This is a genomic window from Burkholderia sp. WSM2232 (genome assembly GCF_000472545.1).
In the GTDB taxonomy this organism is placed as follows: Bacteria; Pseudomonadota; Gammaproteobacteria; order Burkholderiales; family Burkholderiaceae; genus Paraburkholderia.
In genome coordinates this window covers 1-22,653 of sequence record NZ_AWZV01000012.1, presented here as the reverse complement: position 1 = coordinate 22,653, position 22,653 = coordinate 1, and the positions used below count along the sequence as shown (strand labels likewise).

Genomic DNA, 22,653 nt, shown 5'->3' with positions numbered 1-22,653 from the left:
GCTGCACAAGCGCCGCGCTGTCTGCTTAGACGCGGCGCTTTGCCTGAGATGAGTTAGAACAGCGCTTCTTCGACGTCCATCAGCGGCTTGGAACCGGCGCGCGCCTGGCGGATCGTCATGGCCGTTTCCGGCAGCAGCTTCGCGAAGTAAAAGCGCGCGGTGGCGAGCTTCGCCTTGTAGAACGGATCACCCGACGCTTGCTTGTCCAGCGCGATACGCGCCATGCGCGCCCAGAAGTAGGAGAACACGAGATGCCCGACCGTGCGCAGATACGGCACGGCGGCGGCACCGACTTCGTCCGGGTTCTGCATGGCCTTCATGCCGATTTCCATCGTGAGCTTCTGGGCCTTTTCGCCGATGTCGGCGAGCGGGTTCACAAACTCCTGCATTTCCGGCTTGATGCCTTCAGCTTCGACGAACTCGGTGACGAGCTTGCCGAACTTCTTCATCTTCGCGCCCATGTCGCCGAGAATCTTGCGGCCGAGCAGGTCGAGCGCCTGAATCGCGTTGGTGCCTTCGTAGATCATGTTGATGCGCGCGTCGCGCACGTACTGCTCCATGCCCCACTCGGCGATAAAGCCGTGACCGCCGTAAATCTGCATTGCGTGATTGGTGCCTTCGAACGCGTTGTCCGACAGGAACGCTTTGAGGATCGGCGTGAGCAGTGCGACGAGATCGGCGGCTTCCTTGCGCACGGCTTCATCGGCGTGCGAGAGCTCCTTGTCGATATGCAGCGCAGACCAGTACGAGAATGCGCGCGCGCCTTCGGCATAGGCCTTTTGCGTGAGCAGCATGCGGCGCACATCCGGATGCACGATGATCGGGTCGGCGGCTTTGTCCGGCGCCTTCGGGCCGGTCAGCGAGCGCATCTGCAAGCGCTCTTTCGCATACGTGAGCGAGTTCTGATAGGCGACCTCGGTGAGACCGAGGCTTTGCATACCGACGCCGAGGCGCGCGGCGTTCATCATCACGAACATTGCGTTGAGGCCTTTATTCGGCTCGCCGACCATCCAGCCCTTCGCGTTGTCGAGATTGATCACGCAGGTCGCGTTGCCGTGAATGCCCATCTTGTGTTCGATGGAACCGCACTTCACACCGTTGCGTTCGCCGGGCTCGCCTGCATCGTTCGGAATGAACTTCGGCACGATGAAAAGCGAAATGCCCTTGGTGCCCTTCGGCGCATCAGGCAGACGCGCGAGCACGAGGTGCACGATGTTCTCGGCGAGGTCATGCTCGCCGCTCGAAATGAAAATCTTCGTACCGCTGATCGAATAGGAACCGTCGCTGTTCGGCTCGGCCTTGGTGCGCAGAATGCCGAGGTCGGTGCCGCAATGCGGCTCGGTCAGACACATCGTGCCGGTCCATACGCCGGACACCAGCTTCGGCAGATAACGCTGCTGCAGTTCCGGCGTGCCGTGCGCGTGCAGGCATTCATAGGCGCCGTGGGAGAGGCCCGGATACATCGTCCACGCCTGGTTCGCCGAGTTCAGCATCTCGTAGAGCGCGTTGTTGACGAACGCGGGCAGCCCCTGGCCACCGTATTCCGGATCGCAACCGAGCGCGGGCCAACCGGCTTCAACATACTGTTGATACGCTTCCTTGAAACCCTTCGGCGTGGTCACGACGCCGTCGCCGACGTATGTGCAGCCTTCCTGGTCACCGCTGTGATTCAGCGGAAACAGGACTTCGGAGCAGAACTTGCCGGCCTCTTCGAGCACGGCGTTGATCGTGTCGGCGTCGAGATCCGCGTGCTTCGGCATCTGCTTGATCTCGGCCTCGACGTTGAGCAGCTCGTGCAACACGAATTGCATGTCGCGCAGCGGCGCGGCGTACTGTCCCATGACTCTCTCCAAAGTTTGAGCAAGAAGCGAGGCCATTAGCGCGACCGCGTGATGCGGATCTCGTCTGTCGCTCGAGCGCTGTTTGCGCTTTGCCGCTCATCCCGTCGGCTCTTTGCAGATCCGGCGGCTTCGGCTAACGGCCTTCGCTTTGATACGAAACAATCAGTTTTTCCAGCGCGGCCCACGTGAGACGCACCGCATCCGGCAAATGCAGAAAGCGTGCGTCGTGATGCAGACCGAGCGTGAAGCTGTACAGTTCGAACAGCATCAGCTGCGGGTCGGTGTCCGCGCGCAGATGCCCTTCATCCATTGCCTGCGAAATGGCGCGAGTGAGCGCCGCCCGCCAGATCGTCACGCTCGACACCAGTTGCTCGCGCACCGGGTTGTCCGCACGGTCGTCGTACTCGACGGCTCCGCTGATGTAGATGCACCCCGTGGTGACTTCCTGAATGCGCTTTTCGATCCAGCGGGAAATCATCGCGCGCAGGCGCGGCAATCCGCGCGGCTCGCGCAGGCTCGGGAAAAATACCTCGTCTTCGAAACGACGGTGGTATTCGCGCACGACTTCCACCTGCAAGTCCTCGCGCGACCCGAAGTGCGCAAACACGCCGCTCTTGCTCATTTGCATGCGCTCGGCCAGGAGGCCGATAGTCAGGCCCTCGAGCCCGTCGCGGCTTGCAAGATCAAGTGCTGCATCGAGAATTGCGGCTCGCGTTTGTTCGCCTTTTCGCATAGCTTTTACCGTTCTAATGTGACCGAATCAAAAATCGAACGGCCGTACTATTATTGAGTGGCGCCGTCCGCGAAACAAGGACTTTATTAGAAACCGGTTTCTAACCTGGTTTCAATTTTGGGGCATGTGGCAATCAGACGAATCGGATTTTTTTAGAGGACTTCGCCTTAGTTATTCCTTGCGTCGCTCCTTGCGACTGCTGGTGTCACTGCTGCTGTCACTGCTCGTGCGGACTAAATCCTGATTCGCTCTGCCGCTGCATCGTGAACGGACGCCCCGCGGAATCTAGTCGTAGCCGCCCACCGTCAAAAGTTTCATGGCGACCCGGTAGGTCGTGTAAGCCAGCCAGTTGAGCAGGCGCTCGCCGGCCGGACGGGCGTCGTAGTGGGCTTCGTCAATGCGCCGTGCGTCCTTGAAGGCGGCCAGCAGCGCGTCGCGGAGCGCGTCGATGGACGGGTCGTTCACCAGCACCACATTCGCTTCGTTGTTCAGCATCAGGCTGAGCGCGTCGAGATTGGACGAGCCCACGGTTGCCCAATTGGAGTCCACCACGGCGACCTTGCCGTGCAGCAGGGTTTTCTCGTACTCGGCGATCTGCACGCCGGCCCTGAGCAACGCGCGATAGAGGAAGGGCACGGCGTAGTCGAGCGCCTTGAACTCCTTGCGCCCGATGATCAGCTTCACCAGCACCCCGCGCCGTGCCGCGTAGACGAGCGCGCGCCGCAGCTTCCGGCCAGGCATGAAGTACGGATTCGCGAGCAGCACCTCGCTGCGCGCCTGGCCGATTGCCGTCAGATACGCCTTTTCGATTGCACGGCGATTGATCAGGTTGTCGCGCGCAACGAAGGCGACGCACGGCTGGCCACCGGCCCACAGTTCTTCGTTGCGGCGGCGCCGACGCCGGCGCAGGCTGCCGAGCGACGCCGTGGTCTTCGGGGTGAGATCCGGCTCGAGCTGCTCGATTGGCCGATGCCCCACGCGAATCCGCCGCCATTGCACTTCAAAGGCCTGGCGCACGTCGTTGACCACGGGCCCCTGCAATTCGACCGCGAAGTCCCAGCGCCGGAATGGCAGCGTCTCGCCGTTGTTCTCGTAATCGTCGACGATATTGATGCCGCCGCAGTACGCAAACTGATCGTCGATCACAGCCAGCTTGCGATGCGTGCGCGAGAAACCGAAGCGCCCGAAGATATGCGGGTTGTAGATGCGATGCTCGATGCCCATGCCGGCCCATTCGTCGAACATCGGCAGGCGCGCGGTGCCCACGCCGTCGGTGATCACGCGCACACGCACGCCGCGCGCCGCCGCGCGCAGAAGCGCTGCGTTCACCATCTGCCCGGCTTCGTCGTAGCAGAAAATGTACGTTTCGAGGACCACGTCGCGCGCGGCCGCATCCACGCGCTCCACCAGCGCGGCGAAGAACTCGTCGCCGGAGCGCAGCAGCTTGACCTCGTTGCCGCTCGTGAAGCGGTAGCGTTGCCAATAGCGGCGGCCGAGCAGCGATTGCCGCAAACGGGCGAAACGGCGTGCGCCGCCCACGCTCATCGGCGAGACTCCGAACGCATAAGCAATCTTTTCGGCAGTTGCAGGATCGCATCCGCATTCGACGAAGAAAAACAGCGCGACGCCGCCTCTTCATAGGGCAACCAGAGAAACGCCGTATGCTCGCGCGGCGCGAGCGTGACTTCCAGCCGCTCGGGCACCTCGACGCTGAACCAGTGCTCGGTGTTGTGGATCACACCTTCGGCGTAGCGATGCAGGAACTGCGGATAGATCTCGTACTCGATCGAGTATTGCCAGTCGAAGAGCGCACTCTGCGGCACCAGCGCGCCGCCGATCACGATGCCGGTCTCTTCGGCCACTTCACGTATTGCCGTTTCTGCAAGTGGTTCGTCGATGCGGTCCTTCGAGCCGGTCACGGACTGCCAGAACCCCGGCATATCGGCGCGCTCGATCAACAGCACGTCGAGCGAGGGCGTATGAATCACGACGAGTACGGACTGCGGGATCTTCGGCGGTTTCGGCATGGCGTGAAAAGCAGGCGCAACGCTGGCGCAATACATGTCGGGGATGGTCGAGGATTGGTCAAAGCTTGTTGCATCGACTGTAACGCAAAAAACGAAAAAGGCGCGGGAGTTTCCTCCCACGCCTTTCTGTTTTGCTTCGGCTGTCGTTTTCAGACAGCACTCAGTCGCCTGAAGCCACTGCTTCGTGCGATTACGCCTTCGGTTCCGGCGTGCGCAGACGGATATGCAATTCGCGCAACTGACGTTCGTCCACTTCGCTCGGCGCCTGCGTGAGCAGATCTTGCGCGCGCTGCGTCTTGGGGAACGCGATCACGTCGCGGATCGAATCGGCACCGGCCATCATCGTGACGATGCGGTCGAGGCCGAACGCGATGCCGCCGTGCGGCGGCGCGCCGTATTGCAGCGCGTCGAGCAGGAAGCCGAACTTGGCTTGCGCTTCTTCCGCGTTGATCTTGAGCGCACGGAACACCTTGCTCTGCACTTCTTCGCGGTGAATACGCACCGAGCCGCCGCCGATTTCCCAGCCGTTCAACACCATGTCGTACGCCTTGGCGAGGCAGCGCGCCGGGTCCGATTCCAGGTATTCGAGGTGCTCGTCCTTCGGGCTCGTGAACGGATGGTGCGCGGCCACGTAGCGGTTGTCTTCCTCGTCGTATTCGAACATCGGGAAGTCGACCACCCAGAGCGGCTTCCAGCCGGACTCGACCAGACCGTTGGCCTTGCCGAATTCCGAATGGCCGATCTTCAGGCGCAGCGCGCCCAGGCTGTCGTTCACCACCTTCGCACGATCCGCTGCGAAGAAAATGATGTCGCCGTCTTGCGCGCCGGTGCGCTCGATAATCGCCTTCACGGCTTCGTCGTGCAGGTTCTTGACGATCGGGCTTTGCAGACCGTCACGGCCCTTTGCCACTTCGTTGACCTTGATCCACGCAAGGCCCTTCGCGCCGTAGATGCGCACGAATTCCGTGTAGCTGTCGATGTCGCCGCGCGAGAGCTCGCCACCCTTCGGCACGCGGATCGCCGCAACGCGGCCGTCCTTCGAATTGGCCGGCGTGCTGAACACCTTGAATTCGACGTCCTTGACCACGTCCGTCAGGTCGGTGAATTCCAGCTTGACGCGCAGGTCCGGCTTGTCCGAACCGAAACGGCGCATGGCTTCGGAATACTCCATTACCGGGAACTTCGCGTCGAGCTCGACGCCGATCGTTTCCTTGAACACGTGACGGATCATTGCCTCGAACAGATCGCGAATCTCCTGCTCCGACAGGAACGAGGTTTCGCAGTCGATCTGCGTGAATTCCGGCTGACGGTCTGCGCGCAGGTCTTCGTCGCGGAAGCACTTGGTAATCTGGTAATAGCGGTCGAAGTTCGCGACCATCAGCAGCTGCTTGAAGAGCTGCGGCGATTGCGGCAACGCAAAGAACTGGCCGGGGTTGGTACGCGACGGCACGAGGTAGTCGCGCGCGCCTTCCGGAGTGCTCTTGGTGAGCATCGGCGTTTCGATGTCGATGAAGCCCAGCGTGTCCAGGTACTTGCGCACTTCGATCGCGACGCGGTAGCGCAGGCGCAGGTTGTGCTGCATCTGCGGACGGCGCAGGTCGAGCACGCGATGCGTGAGACGCGTGGTTTCCGACAGGTTGTCGTCGTCGAGCTGGAACGGCGGCGTGATGGACGCGTTCAGCACGACCAGCTCGTGGCACAGCACTTCGATCTTGCCGCTCTTCAGTGCGGCATTCGTCGTGCCTTCCGGACGGCTGCGCACTACGCCCTTGATTTGCAGACAGAACTCGTTGCGCACGCCTTCCGCGGCTTTGAACATCTCCGCGCGATCCGGGTCGCAGACGACCTGCACGAGGCCTTCCCGGTCACGCAGGTCGATGAAGATAACGCCGCCATGGTCGCGGCGGCGGCTAACCCAGCCGCACAGCGAGACGGTTTGGCCCAGCAGTTCTTCGGTCACCAGACCGCAGTATTCAGATCTCATCGACATGATGTTTGACTTTCGTTTTGCATTGGTTAAACGGCGCGCCGCCGTGAACGGCTGCGCGCCCGCATTACAGCGGCGGCTCGACGGTGGTGCGGCGCACCGGCGCCGGGGGCGCGGACGGCGCCACGACGCCCATCGAGACGATGTACTTGAGCGCGGCGTCGACCGTCATGTCGAGTTCGATCACTTCGCTCTTGGGCACTATCAGGAAGAAGCCGGACGTGGGGTTCGGGGTGGTCGGCACGTATACGCTGACGTGATCTACTTTCAGGTGATTGATCACGTCGCCGCCCGGAATACCGGTCAGGAACGCAATCGTGTAGCAGCCGCGGCGCGGATATTCGATCAGCAGCGCCTTGCGAAACGCGTTGCCGCTGCTCGACAGCAACGTATCGGACACCTGCTTGACGCTCGTGTAGATCGGCCCGACCACCGGAATGTGCGCGACCACGAGCTCCCACCACTTCACGAGCTTCTGCCCGACGAAGTTCTGGGTCAGCAGGCCGACGACAAAAATGAATGCGAGCGTGAGCACTGCGCCGAGGCCGGGCAGGCGGAAGCCGAACGCGCGCTCGGGCTGCCATGCGCTTGGCAGCAGCAACAACGTCTGGTCCATCGTACCGATGATGAGACCGAGCACCCACAGCGTGATGGCCAAAGGCACCAGCACCAAGAGGCCAGTCAGAAACACCGATTTGAGCGTTGTTTTTTTCGTCGTCATGTGTACCGCCAGAATGCCGCGCCGCCTGAGCAACGCGCGGTGTGTGCGCCGCCCGCGAGGGCGGCCGTGCTACTAGGCGCTGCCTGAGCCGCTTGCCGCGGCGGCAGCCGGCGCCGCTGCAGGTGCGGCCGGCGTGGCGGCGGAACTGCTTGCCGCGGCCGTGTCGGATTGGGCCGCGCCGTTGCCGTTGGCGTTCGAGGCGCCGCTATCCGCACCATTCGAGGCGCCGCTCGGCGCGCCGTTCGCCGGCGCGCCCGCACTGCTGTTGCCGCCGCGAAAGTCGGTTACGTACCAGCCCGAGCCCTTCAACTGGAAGCCCGCGGCCGTGACCTGTTTCCGAAAAGTGTCTTTCCCGCATTCGGGACATTGCGTCAACTGGGGGTCGCTCATCTTCTGAAGCACGTCCTTCCCGAAGCCGCATGACTCGCAACGATAAGCGTAGATCGGCATGACCTTTTCCCTACTGAAATCTTGTAAACGCTTGCAAAGCCTTGAATTATAGCCGCAAACGGAATCGCTCCCCGGCATTTCGGGATTAGCGCCCGACGCGACCGCCGTTGCGCCAAATGGGGGCGGCCGAGGCAAAAATCAAGAGCCCGGCCCTCGCTTGCCGGGCACTGTGCCGATCAGGCGGCAAACTCCCGACGACGCCCTACGCTCGGACACGGCGGCGCCAGGTCAGCCAGCGCTCGCGCCCCGCAAACACCGGAATCGAATCGCTTACCGGCTCGTCTTCGATCAGTTCGAAATGGGGCGTGAGCAGCGTTTCGAGCTCGGTACGCTCCATGCCGAACGGCGGGCCCTTCGGCGTCGCGCCGAGAAAAAAGAACCCGGCGAGCAGCCCGCCCGCCGGCAGAAGGTCGGCCATGCGCCGCGCGTAGTCGCTGCGGCGCGCCGGCGGCAACGCGCATAGAAACGCACGCTCGTAGATCCATGCGGGTGTGAATGGCGGCTCATAGGCGAAAAAATCCGCCTGCTCGACGAGTTGGGCGTGCTGTTCGCCCAACTGCGCGCGCGCCGCGGCAACCGCCGCATGCGAAAAGTCGATCGCGCGCACCGGGCTGCCGTGCGCGGCCAGCCACGCGGCTTCATAGGCGCTGCCGCAGCCCGGAATCAATACCGCCTCGCCAACATGGCGCCTGGCGAAAGCCTCAAACGCCGATGGCACGCCCGCCTGGTCCCAAGGCGTGAAATGCCGCTCGAAGCGCTCGTCCCAAAAGGCGGGCGAGTTCGGATCGCGGCTCTCGAATTCGGGCGCCGGGGATTGGGTCGGATCGCTCATAGCTCGCCTCGCAAACTGGTCGCCTCAAGCACCGTACGCAAGCGCAAGGAACACGCGCGCCAGCGCCGCGCCGACACCGACTGCCACGCCGAACAGCAGCAAGCCCTGCAACAGCCGGTTAGTGCGCTTTTGCTCCAGAAGAATCTGCCGGATCATGTCGTCGTTGCCGACGCGCCCGTGGTCGTGGCGCTCGGCCAGCACATGATGGATCAGCCGCGGCAACTGCGGCAGCGTCTTGCTCCATTGCGGCGCCTCGATCTTGAGCCGCTCGTACCAGCCGCGCAGGCCGATCTGCTCGTTCATCCAACGCTCCAGATAGGGCTTCGCGGTCTTCCACAAGTCCAGTTCCGGGTCGAGCGAACGACCGAGCCCTTCCACGTTGAGCATGGTTTTTTGCAGCAGCACGAGTTGCGGCTGAATCTCGACGTTAAAGCGGCGCGACGTCGAAAAGAGTCGCATCAGCACCTGACCCAGCGAAATGTCCTTCAGCGCGCGGTCGAAATACGGTTCGCACACCGCGCGGATTGCGCTTTCGAGTTCCTCCACGCGGGTGGTCGGCGGCACCCAGCCCGATTCGAGATGCAGCGTCGCAACCCGGTGGTAGTCGCGCTTGAAGAACGCGAGAAAATTCTGCGCGAGGTAGTTTTTGTCGAAATCCGACAGTGCCCCAATGATGCCGAAATCCAACGCAATGTAGCGGCCGAAATGCGCCGGGTCGAGACTCACCTGAATATTGCCCGGGTGCATGTCCGCGTGGAAAAAACCGTCGCGAAACACCTGGGTGAAGAAAATCTCGACGCCTTCGCGCGCGAGCTTCGGAATATCCACGCCCGCGGCGCGCAGCGTGTCGACCTGGCTGATCGGCACGCCGACCATACGCTCCATCACGAGCACGGTGGGCGTACAAAACTCCCAATACATTTCGGGCACGAGCAGCAGGTCAAGGCCGGCAAAATTGCGGCGCAGCTGGCTGCCGTTGGCCGCCTCGCGCATCAGATCGAGTTCGTCATGCAGATACTTGTCGAACTCGGCCACGACTTCCCGCGGCTTCAGGCGCTTGCCGTCGGCCCAGAGTCGCTCGGCCCATACGGCGATGTCGCGCAGCAACGCAAGGTCGGAGTCGATGACCGGCAGCATGTTCGGGCGCAGCACCTTCACGGCGACGGCCTTGCCCGCGTGCTGCCCAGCCTTGACCGTCGCGAAGTGAACTTGCGCGATCGACGCGCTCGCCACGGGCACCCGCTCGAAATCGTCGAACAGCACGTCGACCGGCGCGCCAAGCGACTTCTCGACAAGGCCAATGGCGACGGCCGAATCGAACGGCGGCACCTGGTCCTGCAGCTTCGCGAGTTCGTTGGCGATATCCACCGGCAACAGGTCGCGCCGCGTGGACAGCACTTGCCCGAACTTGACGAAGATCGGCCCAAGGCTTTCCAGCGCGAGCCGCAAGCGCACGCCCGGCGGCGCCTCGAACTTGCGGCCGATGGTGGTGATACGCAGCAGCATGCGCACGCGCCGGTCGTTGACGCGGCCGAGCATCATCTCGTCGAGACCGAAGCGGATAACCGTGAAGAAAATCTTGAGGAAACGCAGAAAACGCATAGTTGTGCCCGGTGACTAGCGCGTGCCGCGCGACGTGGCGGCGCCGCCCGGCGCAATGGCGCCGCGGGCTTCGACCTTCTGTTCAAGACGCTGGAGGCGCTTTTCGACCCGCGCGAGCGAGTCGCGCGCCTGCGCAAGTTCCGCGTTGAAGTCAGCCAGTGCGGCGCGGCGCACGAGCTGCGGATTCTCGTCGAGCAGATACTCGCTGGCTGTGTCGAGCAGATTGCGACCGGTGCGCTGCACATGTTCGCCCAGCGTGCGCACGATCGACCCAACACGCCATGCGGGACCGTCGCCGATCAGCTTCGCAAGGTCCTCTTCCGGCTCCCAGCGCAGATGCTCCGCGAGTTTGGCGATGACCGTGGCGAACTCGGCGTCGCCTTCGATCTTCACGTGTTTCATGACGGCGGCCTGGCCGCCCTGCACGAAGGCGGGGAACGCGTCGGCCGGCACGGAGAGCGTGACGTCGAACTGCTGCGCGTCGGTTTCGCCGACGGTGCCGAGGTATCCGTCAGGCTGCACCAGCAGCGTCAGCACGAGCGGCGGCGACGACAGCCTGGCGGTCTTGCCCGCGTAGGGAGCGAGGCGCTCGCGGGCCCACGATTCGCGAGCGAGCAGATGATTGACGGCGGCGACGAAGGGCTTGGCGGCGAGGGTCATTGAAGGTGGCAAGAAAAAACCCGCGCAAGCGACTGCTCACGCGGGTTCCTATTGTAACGTCCGTTCGCTTCGCGGCCTGCTCGGCCGAACGGCCAACTGCGCTCAACGGTGAGTCAGGCGGAAGCGACCGTCGCGCCGAGGCAGCTTGACAACACCTGGGCACTGGGCAAACGGCGCGCCGTCGAATGCCGAGCCTGGAGCAAACGCCTAGCGAACGAACGTCTAGCAAACGTCTAGCGAACGTCCAGAGAGCGTTCCAGGCGGCGGCGCCAGCCAAGTGCCCTACGCCGCCGCTCTGCCCGAGCGGCTCTCTCAGTGCTGCGCGACCTGCTGGATGCCGGCGAGCAACCAGCCCTCGCCCGCTCGATTCGCCTTCGACAGATTCCACACCTCGACGAACGGCTCGGCCGGCGCGCCAGGCGCTTCTCGGATCAGGCCGGAAAAGCGCACGCTCGCAAAGTATTCGTTCGCGCGTTCTTCCACGCCAAGCAAATCGGCGTTCAGCTGCACCACGTCGGTCTGATTCGATTGGGCACCGCGCGAAGCCAGATCGACACGCACCTCGGCGAACATCTCGGGCGTGGTGAATTCGCGAATGTCTTCGATGTTGCCGACGTCCCACGCGGCTTGCAGGCGCACGAAATACACCTTGGCGTTGCGCAGGAACGCTTCCGAATCGAACCCGGCCGGCACGCTCGGCGTGGCGCCGACCGACGGCGTGGTCAGCGGATTACCTTGCGGTTCCAGATAAGAGCCGGCAGGCGGCGCCGTATAGCGCGGCTCCTGCGTGTAGCCGGTGGCACCCGAGTTCAGCGACGGCGACTGGCCGGCGTAAGCCGGTTGCGACGCATCCCGCTTGCGGCCCATGAAGCGACGGATCAGCCAGATGCCGATCATCGCGAGCAAGGCAATCACGATGATGTTGGCCATGGCGCCGGCGAACGCGCCGCCCAGACCGAAGTGCGACAGCAGCGCGGCAATGCCAAGGCCGGCTGCCAGACCGGCGATCGGCCCGAGCCAACGCGAGCGGTTAGGCTGCGGCGCGGGTGCCGGTGCTGGCGCAGGCGCGGGTTGCGCGCGCTGCTGCATGGCCGGACTGGTGGGCGACGGTTGCGACGGCGCACTCTGCTGCTGAACGGTGTTCGACTGGCGACCGATGCTACGGCCACCGCCCATGCGGCGCGCTTCGGCGTCCAGCGAGGCGAGGGAGCCGGCCGCGATCAGACCGACCATCGCGATCAGTCCGATTCGTCTCGCCAGCGATTGCCTAACCTTACGGGGAGATAACGACAATGAATCGGACATTTTGGCACTTTCCTTTAGAAATCGACGGGTTAGAGACCCTAGTATTTGGTCCCCACATGTAAAGCTACCACGCCAGCTGACAAATTGTAATATTTGACGCCATCGAGGCCCGCTTGTTCCATCATTGTTTTCAAAGTTTCCTGGTCCGGATGCATGCGGATCGACTCCGCCAGGTAGCGGTAGCTGTCGGCGTCTTTTGCAAAGCGCTCGCCAAGCCACGGCAGGACCTTGAATGAGTAGACGTCGTAGGCTTTTTTCAGCGGGTCCCAAACCTTCGAGAATTCCAGCACCAGCAGCCGCCCCGCCGGCTTCAGCACGCGGCGCATTTCGGCCAGCGCGACATCCTTATGCGTCATGTTGCGCAAGCCGAATGCCACGGTCACCACGTCGAAGTAATTGTCCGGAAAAGGGATTTGCTCGGCGTCGCAAAGCAGCGCCGGCGTGATCACGCCCTTGTCGAGCAGCCGGTCGCGGCCCACGCGCAGCATGGACTCGTTGATGTCCGTGTGCCAGACCTCGCCGGTGTCGCCGGCCTGCTTCGCAAATGCCTTGGACAGGTCTCCGGTGCCGCCCGCAATGTCGAGCACCTTGTAGCCCGGCCGCACGTTGGCCTGGGCGATCGTGAACATCTTCCACGCCCGGTGCAACCCGCCCGACATCAGGTCGTTCATCAAGTCGTAGTTGGCGGCAACCGAGTGGAACACGCCCGCCACCTTCCGCGCCTTTTCCTGTTCGTCGACCGATTGAAAGCCGAAGTGGGTTTTGCTCATCGCGCTTGTCCTTTCCGCGTATTCTGAAATGTTGCGCCGCATGCGTGCGGCGGGTCTGGCGAATCGTATCAGTGACGGTGACCGTGCGCAGCGCCGGCCGGAGGCATCGGCGCGTCGCGGTCGACGCCTGCCGCAGCCAGTTTGTCGAGATACGCGCGCCAGAGTTCATCCTGGCGCCGCGCCAGGTCGTAGAGCAGGTCCCACGAATAGATGCCGGTGTTGTGTCCGTCGGAGAACGTCGGCTGGATCGCGTAGTTGCCGACGCCCTCGATCATCGTGATGGTGACGTCGCGCTTGCCAGTTTGCAGCGTTTCCTGACCGGGGCCGTGGCCCTGCACTTCCGCCGACGGCGAATACACGCGCAGCAGTTCGAACGGCAGCCGGTACGATTCGCCGCTCGCGTACTGCAGTTCGAGCACGCGCGACTTCGAATGCACGACTACGCCGCTCGGCACCGGCGTATCGGGAGTCAGTCCGCTCATGATGGCCTCAATATGAAAGCGCCGCCGCGCCCGATGCGCCCCGCGAGGCACCCCGGCACGCAGCGGCGCGTTGTGTCGCTCAGGCTAGCGCCTGCCCGATCTCGTGCCGCACCGCTTCACGCAGCAGCGTGGCTTGCGCGCGGCGCGACGACAGCATGGCTTCTGACACGGTGCGTTGCCGCGGCGCCCAGATAGGCAGCGGAAAATGAGCGTCGTTCGAGAAACGCGGAATGACGTGCCAGTGAACGTGCGGCACCTGGTTGCCGAGGCTGGCGAGGTTCACCTTGGCCGGCTGCAGGACGCGCCGCATCGCGCACTCGACCGCATACACGACTTTCATCACGCGATCGCGGCCCGCTGCATCCAGGTCCGAAAACTCGGCTACGTGCTCGTTCCAGATCACCCGGCAAAAGCCCGGGTAATCGTGTTCGTCGGCGAGGACGACACGCAGCGTGTCGTCCTGCCACAGCACATCGCCGCCTTCTTCACGGCAAAAAACGCAATCCATCGTCGTCCTCAGGCAAAAATCGTCAGTCGTGCCATTAAACCAGCACGCGCTCGATTCCGCCATTGTTCGCCCGCTGCACGTAGTCGACCATCCAGTCTTCTCCGAGCACATGACGCGCCATTTCCACGACGATGTAATCCGCCTCGATACCCGCGTCCTCGTTGTAGCGCGACAGCCCTTGCAGGCAGGACGGGCAGCTCGTGAGAATCTTGACGTCGGTGGCGCCCTTCGGTTGCGGACCGTCGCCGGCCTTCAGCACCGAGCCATTCGCCGCGCCCGCCGTGCCGGCCGATGCATTGGCCGGGTTGATGGCGTTCGCGCCCGCTTCGGCGACGAGCGGAATGCCGCGCAGCTTCGCCGCGCCCTTGCGGATTTCCTCTTCCTTGCGGAAACGCACTTGCGTCGAAATGTCAGGACGCGTCACCGCGAGCGTGCCCGACTCGCCGCAGCAGCGGTCGTTCTTCTCTATCTTGTAGCCGTCTTTCTCGGAGCCCATTAGCGAGTTGACGAGCTTGACCGGGTCCATCGTCTTGATCGGCGTGTGACACGGGTCGTGGTACATGTAGCGCGTGCCCGTCACGCCGTCGAGCTTCATGCCCTTTTCGAGCAGAAACTCGTGAATGTCGATGATCCGGCAACCCGGGAAAATCTTGTCGAATTCATAACCGGCGAGCTGGTCGTAGCACGTTCCGCACGAGACCACCACCGTCTTGATGTCGAGATAGTTGAGCGTATTCGCGACGCGATGGAACAGCACGCGGTTGTCCGTGACGATCTGCTCGGCCTTGTCGAACTGGCCGGAGCCGCGCTGCGGATAGCCGCAGCACAGATAGCCCGGCGGCAGCACCGTTTGCACGCCCGCTTCCCACAGCATGGCCTGCGTGGCGAGGCCCACTTGCGAGAAAAGCCGCTCGGAGCCGCAGCCGGGGAAGTAGAACACCGCTTCGGTGTCGGCGGTGGTCGTCTTCGGGTTGCGGATGATCGGGACAATCTTGTTGTCCTCGATATCCAGCAGCGCGCGCGCGGTTTTCTTCGGCAGATTGCCCGGCATCTTCTTGTTCATGAAGTGGATCACCTGCTGCGTGACCGGCGGCTTGCCGACCGTTGCGGGCGGGTGCGCCGTCTGCTTCTTCACAAACTTTTTGAGTACGTCGTTGCCGAGGCGTTGCGCCTTGTAGCCGATACCCATCATCGCGGTGCGCGCGAGGTTGATGGTCTGCGGGTTTGTCGCGTTCAGGAAGAACATGCCGGCCGCGTTGCCCGGATTGAACTTCTTCTTGCCCATCTTGCGCAGCAGATTGCGCATGTTCATGGTCACGTCGCCGAAGTCGATCTTCACCGGGCACGGCGTCACGCATTTGTGACACACGGTGCAGTGATCGGCGACGTCGTTGAACTCGTCCCAATGCTTGATCGACACGCCGCGGCGCGTCTGCTCCTCGTACAGGAACGCCTCGACCAGCAGCGAAGTCGCGAGAATCTTGTTGCGCGGGCTGTACAGCAGGTTCGCACGCGGCACGTGGGTCGCGCACACCGGCTTGCACTTGCCGCAACGCAGGCAGTCCTTGATGGACTCGGAGATCGCACCAATGTCGCTTTGCTGCATGATCAGCGACTCGTAGCCCATCAGGCCGAAGCTCGGCGTGTAGGCGTTGCGCAGATCGGCGCCTTCGAGCAGCTTGCCCGCGTTGAAGCGGCCATGCGGATCGACGCGCTGCTTGTACTTGCGGAATTCGCCGATCTCGTCGTCGGTGAGAAATTCGAGCTTCGTAATGCCGATGCCGTGCTCGCCGGAAATCACGCCGTCAAGCGAGCGCGCGAGCTTCATGATGCGCGCGACCGCCGTGTGGGCGTCCTGCAGCATCTCGTAGTTGTCCGAGTTCACCGGCAGGTTGGTGTGCACGTTGCCGTCGCCCGCATGCATGTGCAGCGCGACGAACACGCGGCCGCGCAATACGTGCTTGTGGATGGCCTGCGCTTCGTCGAGGATCGGCTTGAACTCGCCGCCGTTGAAGATCTGCCGCAGTTCAGCGCGAATTTCCTGCTTCCACGACACGCGGATCGTGCGGTCCTGCGTGACGTGGAATACGGTGGCGTCGGGCTGCGCATCGGCGCGGTCGGCGAATTTTTCGGCGAGCGCCTCGTAGCCGAGCCCCACCAGATAGTGCTGCGCCTCGCGCAACGACAGGTCCAGCTTGTCGCGCAGGAATTCCCAGCGCGTGCGCACACGCTTGAGCAGATCCAGCGCCTGTTGCACGCGGTCTTCCAGTAGTTCGGCGCTCGGAATTTCGTTGGCGTCGTCGCTCTTGCCGAGCGGGAGCTTGCCGCCCCTGAAAAAGACTTCGAGTGCGTCGACCAGTTGCAGCTTGTTCTTGATCGACAGCTCGATGTTGATCCGCTCGATGCCGTCCGTGTATTCGCCCATGCGGTCGAGCGGAATCACCACGTCTTCGTTGATCTTGAACGCGTTGGTGTGCTTCGCGATTGCGGCCGTGCGGCTGCGGTCCAGCCAGAAGCGCTTGCGCGCCTCGGCGCTCACGGCGACAAAGCCCTCGCCGCTCTTGCCGTTGGCCATGCGCACCACTTCCGAAGTCGCCTGCGCGACCGCGTCTGCGTCATTGCCGACGATGTCGCCGATCAGCACCATCTTCGGAAACGCATTGCGCTTGCTCTTGGTCGCATAGCCGACTGCGCGCAGATAGCGCTCGTCCAGATGTTCGAGGCCGGCGAGAATCGCGCCGCCCTGCTTCGATGTCTCGAACAGGTAATCCTTGATTTCGACGATGCTCGGAATCGCCTCGCGCGCCTGGCCGAAGAATTCGAGGCAGACGGTGCGCGTATGCGCCGGCATTTTGTGCAGCACCCAGCGCGCGGACGTGATGAGGCCGTCGCAGCCTTCCTTCTGCACACCCGGCAGGCCCGCGAGGAATTTGTCGGTCACATCCTTGCCGAGGCCTTCCTTGCGGAACACGCGGCCCTTGATGTCGAGCGATTCGGTGCGCAACAGCTTCTCGCCCGGCGCGTAGTTGCCGTCGAACCATTTCAGCTCGAAGCGCGCCACCTCCACATCGTGAATCTTGCCGAGGTTGTGGCCCAAACGCGTGACTTCGAGCCAGTTGCCTTCCGGATCGACCATGCGCCACCAGGCGAGGTTGTCGAGCGCCGTGCCCCACAGTACGGCCTTCTTGCCGCCCGCGTTCATCGCGACGTTGCCGCCCACGCAGGACGCGTCGAGCGAAGTCGGGTCGACGGCGAACACGAAGCCCGCCTGCTCGGCCGCCTCGGTCACGCGCCGCGTGACGACGCCCGCGCCGGAGAAAATGGTAGGGACCTTGCGATCCACACCAGGCAGTTCGGTCATTTCCACCGCGCCGAGCTGCTCGAGCTTCTCGGTGTTGATGACGGCGGAAAACGGCGTGAGCGGCACCGCGCCGCCGGTGTAGCCGGTGCCGCCGCCGCGCGGAATCACGGTCAGCCCGAGTTCGAAGCACGCCTTGATCATGCCGGCGATCTCGGCCTCGGTGTCCGGCGTCAGCACGACGAACGGATACTCCACGCGCCAGTCGGTGGCGTCGGTCACGTGGGAGACGCGCGACAAACCGTCGAACTTGATGTTGTCCTTTTGCGTGACGCGTCCGAGCACCCTGGTCGCGCGGCGGCGCAGATCGTAGGTCTTCTGGAACTCGCTTTCGAATTCGTCGACGGCGCGTCGCGCGGCCTGCACCAGCGTTTCGACGCGCGCCGCCCGGTCCACACCCGCTTCGTCGCCATGCTCCGTGAGATCGGCGCGGCGGCGCTTCTCGATTTCCGACAGACGGTGATGCAGCGCCTCGATCAGCATCGCGCGGCGCTTGGGGTTGTCGAGCAGATCGTCCTGCAGATACGGATTGCGGCGCACCACCCAGATGTCGCCGAGCACTTCGTAGAGCATGCGGGCCGAGCGGCCGGTACGGCGTTCGGCGCGCAATTCGGCCAGCGCGTCCCAGGCAGCCTGGCCCAGCAGACGAATGACGATTTCGCGGTCGGAAAACGACGTGTAGTTGTAGGGAATTTCGCGCAGGCGCGCTTCGGGATCGGCGGCAACCGCGGCGGCGGCTCCGTGCGGGTCGAAAACTTGAGGTGCGTTCATGGGCGGACGACTCGGTGGGTCAGTCCGGCGCGCTCAGGCAGAGGCGCCGTCTGACGGTGCGCGTGGGGCGCAATGCTTGGAAATCTTCTTTGGGAGCGAAGCGCCACCGACGGTGTACCCACGTCGGTCGCTTCGCGGCGCTCAGATACTGCTACACGATCGTGCGTGGCGGACGTGACGCTCCGCCGCGGGGCAAGACTCACGCGGGACGGGCATCAAGTGGGCGATCCGAGGCTGCCAATGCATCTTCCGATCCTTATTCCAAAATGGAATTCTACCGCATCGGCCAGTCGCGCGTTGACGGCCGCCATGGCAGCGGCAGGGACAAGCGGAGCGTCCCTGGAGCACTGTGACGCCTAGGAGCTGGCTCGCTTTGGGTGTGCTTTCGGTCTTCTTTCTGTCCGCTTCAGGTCTGCCTCGGGCCCTCCCCAGGTCCGCCTCAGGTCCGCTTTGGGTCCGCTTTGGGTCCGCTCCGGTCTGCTCCGGTCTGCTCCGGTCTGCTCCGGTCTGCTCCGGTCTGCTCAGGTCTGCTCAGGTCTGCTCAGGTCTGCTCAGGTGTGCTCCCGGCGCGCTCCGGGTTCGCTCCGGGTTCGCTCCGGGTTCGCTCCGGGTTCGCTCCGGGTTCGCTCCGGGGTTCGCTCCGGGTTCGCTCCGGGTTCGCTCCGGGTTCGCTCCGGGTTCGCTCGGGGTCGGCTCTGGCTCGCGCGCATTGGCCCATGCGTCCCCTGCTCTCAAGGCAGTCAGGCCAGCTTTGTAACCATCAACCAGAAAATGCCGAGGAACGCAAAAAATGCGACTGCGCCAAGCGCGGCCCAAATCGCCAGCATTCGCCAGTAGGCGGCGCTCAACGGCCGACCGGTGTCGGCGCTCACCCGGGCCGACGCGGCGAGGCGCATTTGCAGGATCACCACCGGCAGCCAGCAGGCGATTGCCAGCACATATAGCCCGATCGACCAGGCAAGCCAGCGGCTGCCTAGCTGCATGTTCGCAAGATGCACGAGGTAGAGCCCGGTGACCGGCTGCACGATCGCAGTGGGCGTGGTGAAGAGCCAGTCGGCGAGCACCACCAGTTTTGTGACGCGCGCGACGGTCCTGGCATCCCGGCCGAGGCTCGTCAGCAGCATGTAAAAGGCGGAGCCAATGCCGGTGCCGAACAGGATCGTCGACGAAAGTACATGCAGCCATTTGATGACGAGGTAAGTCATGGGCGAACTCATTGCCGCGCGGGTGGCGTGGCCGGGGGCGTGGTAGGGGGCGTGGTAGGGGGCGTGGTAGGGGGCGTGGCCGGGGGCGTGGTAGGCGCGGTGGTAGGTGCCGTGGCTGCGGTTCGGCTGACCGGCCTGGTTGCCGTGTTCGCCAGCCGGCGGGGCCGGCGGCCGCTGCCCTCCTCGAACTGGATCAGCAAGATGAGCAGCGCGATCATGGGCAGGTTCTTTGAAAGCGGCCCATACGGATGCAGCCAGAATTCGGGCAAGCGCCAGCTGATGAGCGCCGTATAAAGCACGATCAGCGCGATCTGCAAACCCCAAAGGCGCGCGCGCGGCCCCAGGCGGCGCGGCCACGCGAGCGACAGCACGCCGAACATAAGATCCACGAAAGCCGCGCCATAGAGCAGCAAGGGCCCGAGAGCCGCCGGGGCTCCCACCCGCGCCAGCAGTTCCAGACTCGACGCGCGCGGATAAAGCCCGGCGGACACGATCGCGGTCCAGATCCACACAGCCGCGATCGACGCGCGCAACAGCGGCAACAGCCACATCAGCTTCGCCCGCGCGCCGAAGCCTTCGCTGTCAACAGGCATCTCCCGCAGCGCGCGCGGCGCCCTGCCGAGGAGCCGTTCGAAGCGATCGGTCGGCGCGACGTTACCGCGCTCGAGCATCGCGAGCGCGTCCGCGCTCATCAGCGAGCCGGGCAGGAGCGCGCCGAGCCGGGTCGCGAGCCGCACGAGCGGCATAGGCACCGGCAGAAAGCCCCCGCGTGGGGCGCCGGCTACGCTCCGCAACACGGCCAGATATTCCTTGAGCGTCATCGGCTCCCTGCCGACAGCGGCGACGCGGCGCGGCAACGCAGCCTCCGTGCCGGGCGCATCGCGGACCGGCGCGGCGAGCGCGCCTGCCACGATCAGCGCGACGACATCGTCGATATGAACCGGCTGAATGCGCTGTGCACCCGCACCCGGCAACGGCACGATCGGCAGCGTCGCCCACGCGGCGAAAAAGCGCGTGCTGCGGCCCTCTGGCGCGAACACGAGCGACGGCTGCACGATCAGCGACGAAACGGGCAGCGCGAGCAACGCCTCGTCGGCGGCCAGCTTGCTGCGGTGATAGGGGCTTTGCGCGGCGGCGTCCGCGCCGAGCGCGGAGATCTGCACGATGCGCCGCACGCCTGCGGCGACAGCGGCCTTGAACAGCGTGACCGGCGCATCGATATGCAAGCGGCGGAATTCGTGGCCGGTCGCGTCGCTGAAAATTCCAACGGCATTGATCACGACGTCGACGCCCGCAAGCAGCGGCATCACGCTTGCTACATCGCGAAGGTCCGCGAAGTCCAAGGCAACGAGCCGGCAGCCGCGCAAGCGCTCTGCTGCGGCGACCGGATCGCGCACGCCGCACACCACCGAATGGCCGGCCGCCACCAGCGCGTCTGCAACCCGCGCTCCGATCATGCCGGTAGCACCTGCAAGGAAAATCACCATGGCTCTGGACGTTCGACCTTTAGAAGACATCGTGCTGCCCGGCCTCGTTGCCGGCGTACTCTCCACGCTTGCGCTCAGCGCCTGCGCACGGCTCGTCGGCAAGCGCGCCGCCGCGCCCGTGAGCGCCGTGAGCCATTGGGTATGGCCGCAAGAAGTGAACCAGACTGCCCGTCCGCGCCCACGGCACCTCGTCACCGGGCTGGCGATTCATCACCTGATGTCGGTTGGGTGGGCGGCCGTCAACGCCTACACGCTGGCGGCCATCGAGGAGTCCGTCGAGCCGTGCCGCGCCTCGCGCGCCGCACACGGCAGGCGCTTTGCACTCGCGAGCGCGTTGACGGCCGTCGCCGCCTTCAGCGACTACGTGATCGCGCCGAAGCGCTTCACGCCGGGCTTCGAGTTCCACTTGCGGGTGCCGCATATCGCGGCGGTCTACGTTGCCTTCGGCGCTGGGCTGGTGGCGCCCTTCGTCGTGGAAGATCTGTGCCGGCAGCGCCGGCGATAGAGGCGCGGCACGCGGCATGCTGACCTGTGTCGAACCGGCTTCGACGAACCAGCAAGCCGACGAACCAGCCGCGGAGGTGCAGCATGTCAGATCCCGATCCGAAGAACGGCGGTCACATCGAGCAGCAACCGGTGCCCGGCCATACCGAGAACATTCCCACCGACGGCTCGGACGAGCGCGCGAACGAGCGACGCCTCGAAGACGCCGCACCGGCCGCCAGTCCGGACACGAAACCGGGCACGCCGCCCGGCACGCAAAGCGAAGCCGACCGCACACGCTCGCCGGACTGAGCCCGGGCTCGAGCCTTCCGGCTTTGTCTCATACACATCGACAAGGAGTTCACCATGACCAGCGAATCCGCCCGCCCGACGCCGCCGCGCCAGAATCCGAACGACCCGACCGCCGGCGACCGCACGCTTTCCGACGAACAGAAGCAGTCTGCGAAGAACGAGCCGGCGCCGCCCGCACCGGGCCGCGGCGAGAGCCTGCCGGACCCGAAGGAAGTCGGCGAAGCCGGTTGATCCGCCACGACACCGCATTGGACATGCATTCATAAGGAGTACCGCGATGGCAAGCAAGCAACCGGCCGCATCCGCGGCGCTACGGGCCACTTTCAGGCTGTTCGCGAACGGCGAGCGCGTTCTTGCGCAAAACGTCGACGGCAAGCTGATCGACATCGGCGCGCTGGAAACGAAAGCCGGCCGTCACACGGTGCGGCTCGATGTCGATCCGCTCGAGCTGCAACCGTCGCATTCGGTGGAAGCCGCGCTGCGCGCCGTCTCTTCGCAACTCAGCTTCGATTACCTAGACGGGCTGTTCACGAGCGAAGGCCCCGTCGACTTTCACGGCGACCTGTTCGCTTTGCCGCATGTCGAATGGCAGCTCGACGAACCGTTGCCGCGCGAGCTCACCGACGGCAAGCCGCCGCACATCTTCTAGCACGCGTGCATGACGCACCAGGCCGGGCCTCGTCGCGGGCCCGACGCCACTCGGGCCAGTGCCCGCACCGTTGGCGCTATCATTGATGCTTTTCCGCCTTCCAGAGCGCATCGCGCCACCCGCATGGCCTCCCACGACTACCTGAAAAAAACCCTCACCGCGCGCGTCTACGACGTGGCGCGCGAGACCGAGCTCGAACGCGCGCCGCATCTGTCGGCGCGGCTGCGCAATCCGGTGTATCTGAAGCGCGAGGACAACCAGCCGGTGTTCTCGTTCAAGGTNCGCGGCGCGTACAACAAGATGGCGCACATGCCCGCCGACGCGCTCGCGCGCGGCGTGATNACCGCGTCGGCGGGCAATCACGCGCAGGGCGTGGCGCTCTCGGCGGCGCGCATGGGCGTGAAGGCGATCATCGTGGTGCCGGTCACCACGCCGCAGGTGAAGGTCGACGCGGTACGCGCCCACGGCGG

Annotated in this window: 22 protein-coding genes; 5 read left to right on the top strand and 17 right to left on the bottom strand. The window is 64.2% G+C overall.

The window, feature by feature from the left end; translation table 11 throughout:
* Window positions 1-53: 53 nt before the first annotated feature.
* From F757_RS0112445 to F757_RS33435, 17 genes are all read right to left on the bottom strand, one after another.
* Window positions 54-1,841, bottom strand: a complete 1,788-nt coding sequence (locus tag F757_RS0112445) for an acyl-CoA dehydrogenase C-terminal domain-containing protein (protein WP_027211671.1) — start codon at window positions 1,839-1,841, stop codon at window positions 54-56.
* A gap of 133 nt (window positions 1,842-1,974) precedes the next feature.
* Window positions 1,975-2,574, bottom strand: coding sequence for a TetR/AcrR family transcriptional regulator (locus F757_RS0112440; protein WP_027211670.1), 600 nt, complete (start codon window positions 2,572-2,574; stop codon window positions 1,975-1,977).
* Window positions 2,575-2,859: 285 nt separating this feature from the next.
* Window positions 2,860-4,119, bottom strand: a complete 1,260-nt coding sequence (clsB, locus tag F757_RS0112435) for a cardiolipin synthase ClsB (RefSeq protein ID WP_027211669.1) — start codon at window positions 4,117-4,119, stop codon at window positions 2,860-2,862.
* Window positions 4,116-4,601: a dihydroneopterin triphosphate diphosphatase gene (gene nudB / locus F757_RS0112430; protein ID WP_027211668.1), complete on the bottom strand. Its 486-nt coding sequence runs from the start codon at window positions 4,599-4,601 to the stop codon at window positions 4,116-4,118. The genes clsB and nudB overlap by 4 nt, the downstream gene beginning before the upstream one ends.
* A gap of 190 nt (window positions 4,602-4,791) precedes the next feature.
* Entirely contained in the window at window positions 4,792-6,591 is a 1,800-nt protein-coding gene (aspS, locus tag F757_RS0112425) for an aspartate--tRNA ligase (RefSeq protein WP_027211667.1), read from the bottom strand.
* Between the two features lie 64 nt (window positions 6,592-6,655).
* Window positions 6,656-7,309 carry a DUF502 domain-containing protein gene (locus F757_RS0112420; protein ID WP_027211666.1) on the bottom strand — a complete coding sequence of 218 codons (654 nt, stop codon included), beginning with the start codon at window positions 7,307-7,309 and terminating at the stop codon, window positions 6,656-6,658.
* Between the two features lie 72 nt (window positions 7,310-7,381).
* Window positions 7,382-7,759, bottom strand: coding sequence for an FmdB family zinc ribbon protein (locus tag F757_RS0112415; protein ID WP_027211665.1), 378 nt, complete (start codon window positions 7,757-7,759; stop codon window positions 7,382-7,384).
* Window positions 7,760-7,961: 202 nt separating this feature from the next.
* Complete coding sequence (locus F757_RS0112410; protein ID WP_027211664.1) at window positions 7,962-8,591, bottom strand: methyltransferase domain-containing protein; 630 nt, start codon at window positions 8,589-8,591, stop codon at window positions 7,962-7,964.
* Between the two features lie 24 nt (window positions 8,592-8,615).
* Window positions 8,616-10,193 (bottom strand): ubiquinone biosynthesis regulatory protein kinase UbiB, encoded by a 1,578-nt coding sequence (ubiB, locus tag F757_RS0112405; RefSeq protein ID WP_013338014.1) that lies wholly within the window; start codon window positions 10,191-10,193, stop codon window positions 8,616-8,618.
* Between the two features lie 15 nt (window positions 10,194-10,208).
* On the bottom strand, window positions 10,209-10,853 hold the full coding sequence (locus F757_RS0112400) for a ubiquinone biosynthesis accessory factor UbiJ (RefSeq protein WP_027211663.1): 645 nt from the start codon (window positions 10,851-10,853) through the stop codon (window positions 10,209-10,211).
* Between the two features lie 312 nt (window positions 10,854-11,165).
* Window positions 11,166-12,158: a Tim44 domain-containing protein gene (locus F757_RS0112395; RefSeq protein WP_027211662.1), complete on the bottom strand. Its 993-nt coding sequence runs from the start codon at window positions 12,156-12,158 to the stop codon at window positions 11,166-11,168.
* A gap of 38 nt (window positions 12,159-12,196) precedes the next feature.
* The gene (gene ubiE, locus F757_RS0112390; protein ID WP_027211661.1) at window positions 12,197-12,928 is read right to left on the bottom strand and encodes a bifunctional demethylmenaquinone methyltransferase/2-methoxy-6-polyprenyl-1,4-benzoquinol methylase UbiE; all 732 of its coding nucleotides are present in this window, start codon (window positions 12,926-12,928) and stop codon (window positions 12,197-12,199) included.
* Between the two features lie 68 nt (window positions 12,929-12,996).
* On the bottom strand, window positions 12,997-13,410 hold the full coding sequence (locus F757_RS0112385) for a gamma-butyrobetaine hydroxylase-like domain-containing protein (RefSeq protein WP_027211660.1): 414 nt from the start codon (window positions 13,408-13,410) through the stop codon (window positions 12,997-12,999).
* 79 nt (window positions 13,411-13,489) lie between these two features.
* Window positions 13,490-13,918, bottom strand: a complete 429-nt coding sequence (locus tag F757_RS0112380) for an HIT family protein (RefSeq protein ID WP_013338009.1) — start codon at window positions 13,916-13,918, stop codon at window positions 13,490-13,492.
* Window positions 13,919-13,952: 34 nt separating this feature from the next.
* On the bottom strand, window positions 13,953-18,047 hold the full coding sequence (locus F757_RS0112375) for a DUF3683 domain-containing protein (RefSeq protein WP_027211659.1): 4,095 nt from the start codon (window positions 18,045-18,047) through the stop codon (window positions 13,953-13,955).
* A 740-nt stretch (window positions 18,048-18,787) separates the two neighbouring features.
* Window positions 18,788-19,252: a DUF2269 family protein gene (locus F757_RS0112370; protein ID WP_027211658.1), complete on the bottom strand. Its 465-nt coding sequence runs from the start codon at window positions 19,250-19,252 to the stop codon at window positions 18,788-18,790.
* Between the two features lie 8 nt (window positions 19,253-19,260).
* Window positions 19,261-20,739, bottom strand: coding sequence for an SDR family oxidoreductase (locus F757_RS33435; protein ID WP_035466729.1), 1,479 nt, complete (start codon window positions 20,737-20,739; stop codon window positions 19,261-19,263).
* On the opposite strand from F757_RS33435, the gene F757_RS0112360 reads away from it, so the two are divergent.
* The 5 genes from F757_RS0112360 to F757_RS33430 form a co-directional block, all read left to right on the top strand.
* Window positions 20,738-21,244, top strand: coding sequence for a hypothetical protein (locus F757_RS0112360; protein ID WP_027211821.1), 507 nt, complete (start codon window positions 20,738-20,740; stop codon window positions 21,242-21,244). The two genes, F757_RS33435 and F757_RS0112360, sit on opposite strands and share 2 nt — an antisense overlap.
* 83 nt (window positions 21,245-21,327) lie before the next feature.
* Window positions 21,328-21,534, top strand: a complete 207-nt coding sequence (locus tag F757_RS0112355; RefSeq protein ID WP_027211657.1) for a hypothetical protein — start codon at window positions 21,328-21,330, stop codon at window positions 21,532-21,534.
* Between the two features lie 54 nt (window positions 21,535-21,588).
* Window positions 21,589-21,765 carry a hypothetical protein gene (locus F757_RS36150; protein ID WP_013338003.1) on the top strand — a complete coding sequence of 59 codons (177 nt, stop codon included), beginning with the start codon at window positions 21,589-21,591 and terminating at the stop codon, window positions 21,763-21,765.
* Between the two features lie 46 nt (window positions 21,766-21,811).
* Window positions 21,812-22,183: a hypothetical protein gene (locus F757_RS0112345; protein ID WP_013338002.1), complete on the top strand. Its 372-nt coding sequence runs from the start codon at window positions 21,812-21,814 to the stop codon at window positions 22,181-22,183.
* Between the two features lie 123 nt (window positions 22,184-22,306).
* Window positions 22,307-22,653: pyridoxal-phosphate dependent enzyme (locus F757_RS33430; protein WP_035466727.1), on the top strand; the 347-nt coding region annotated here is incomplete at its 3' end.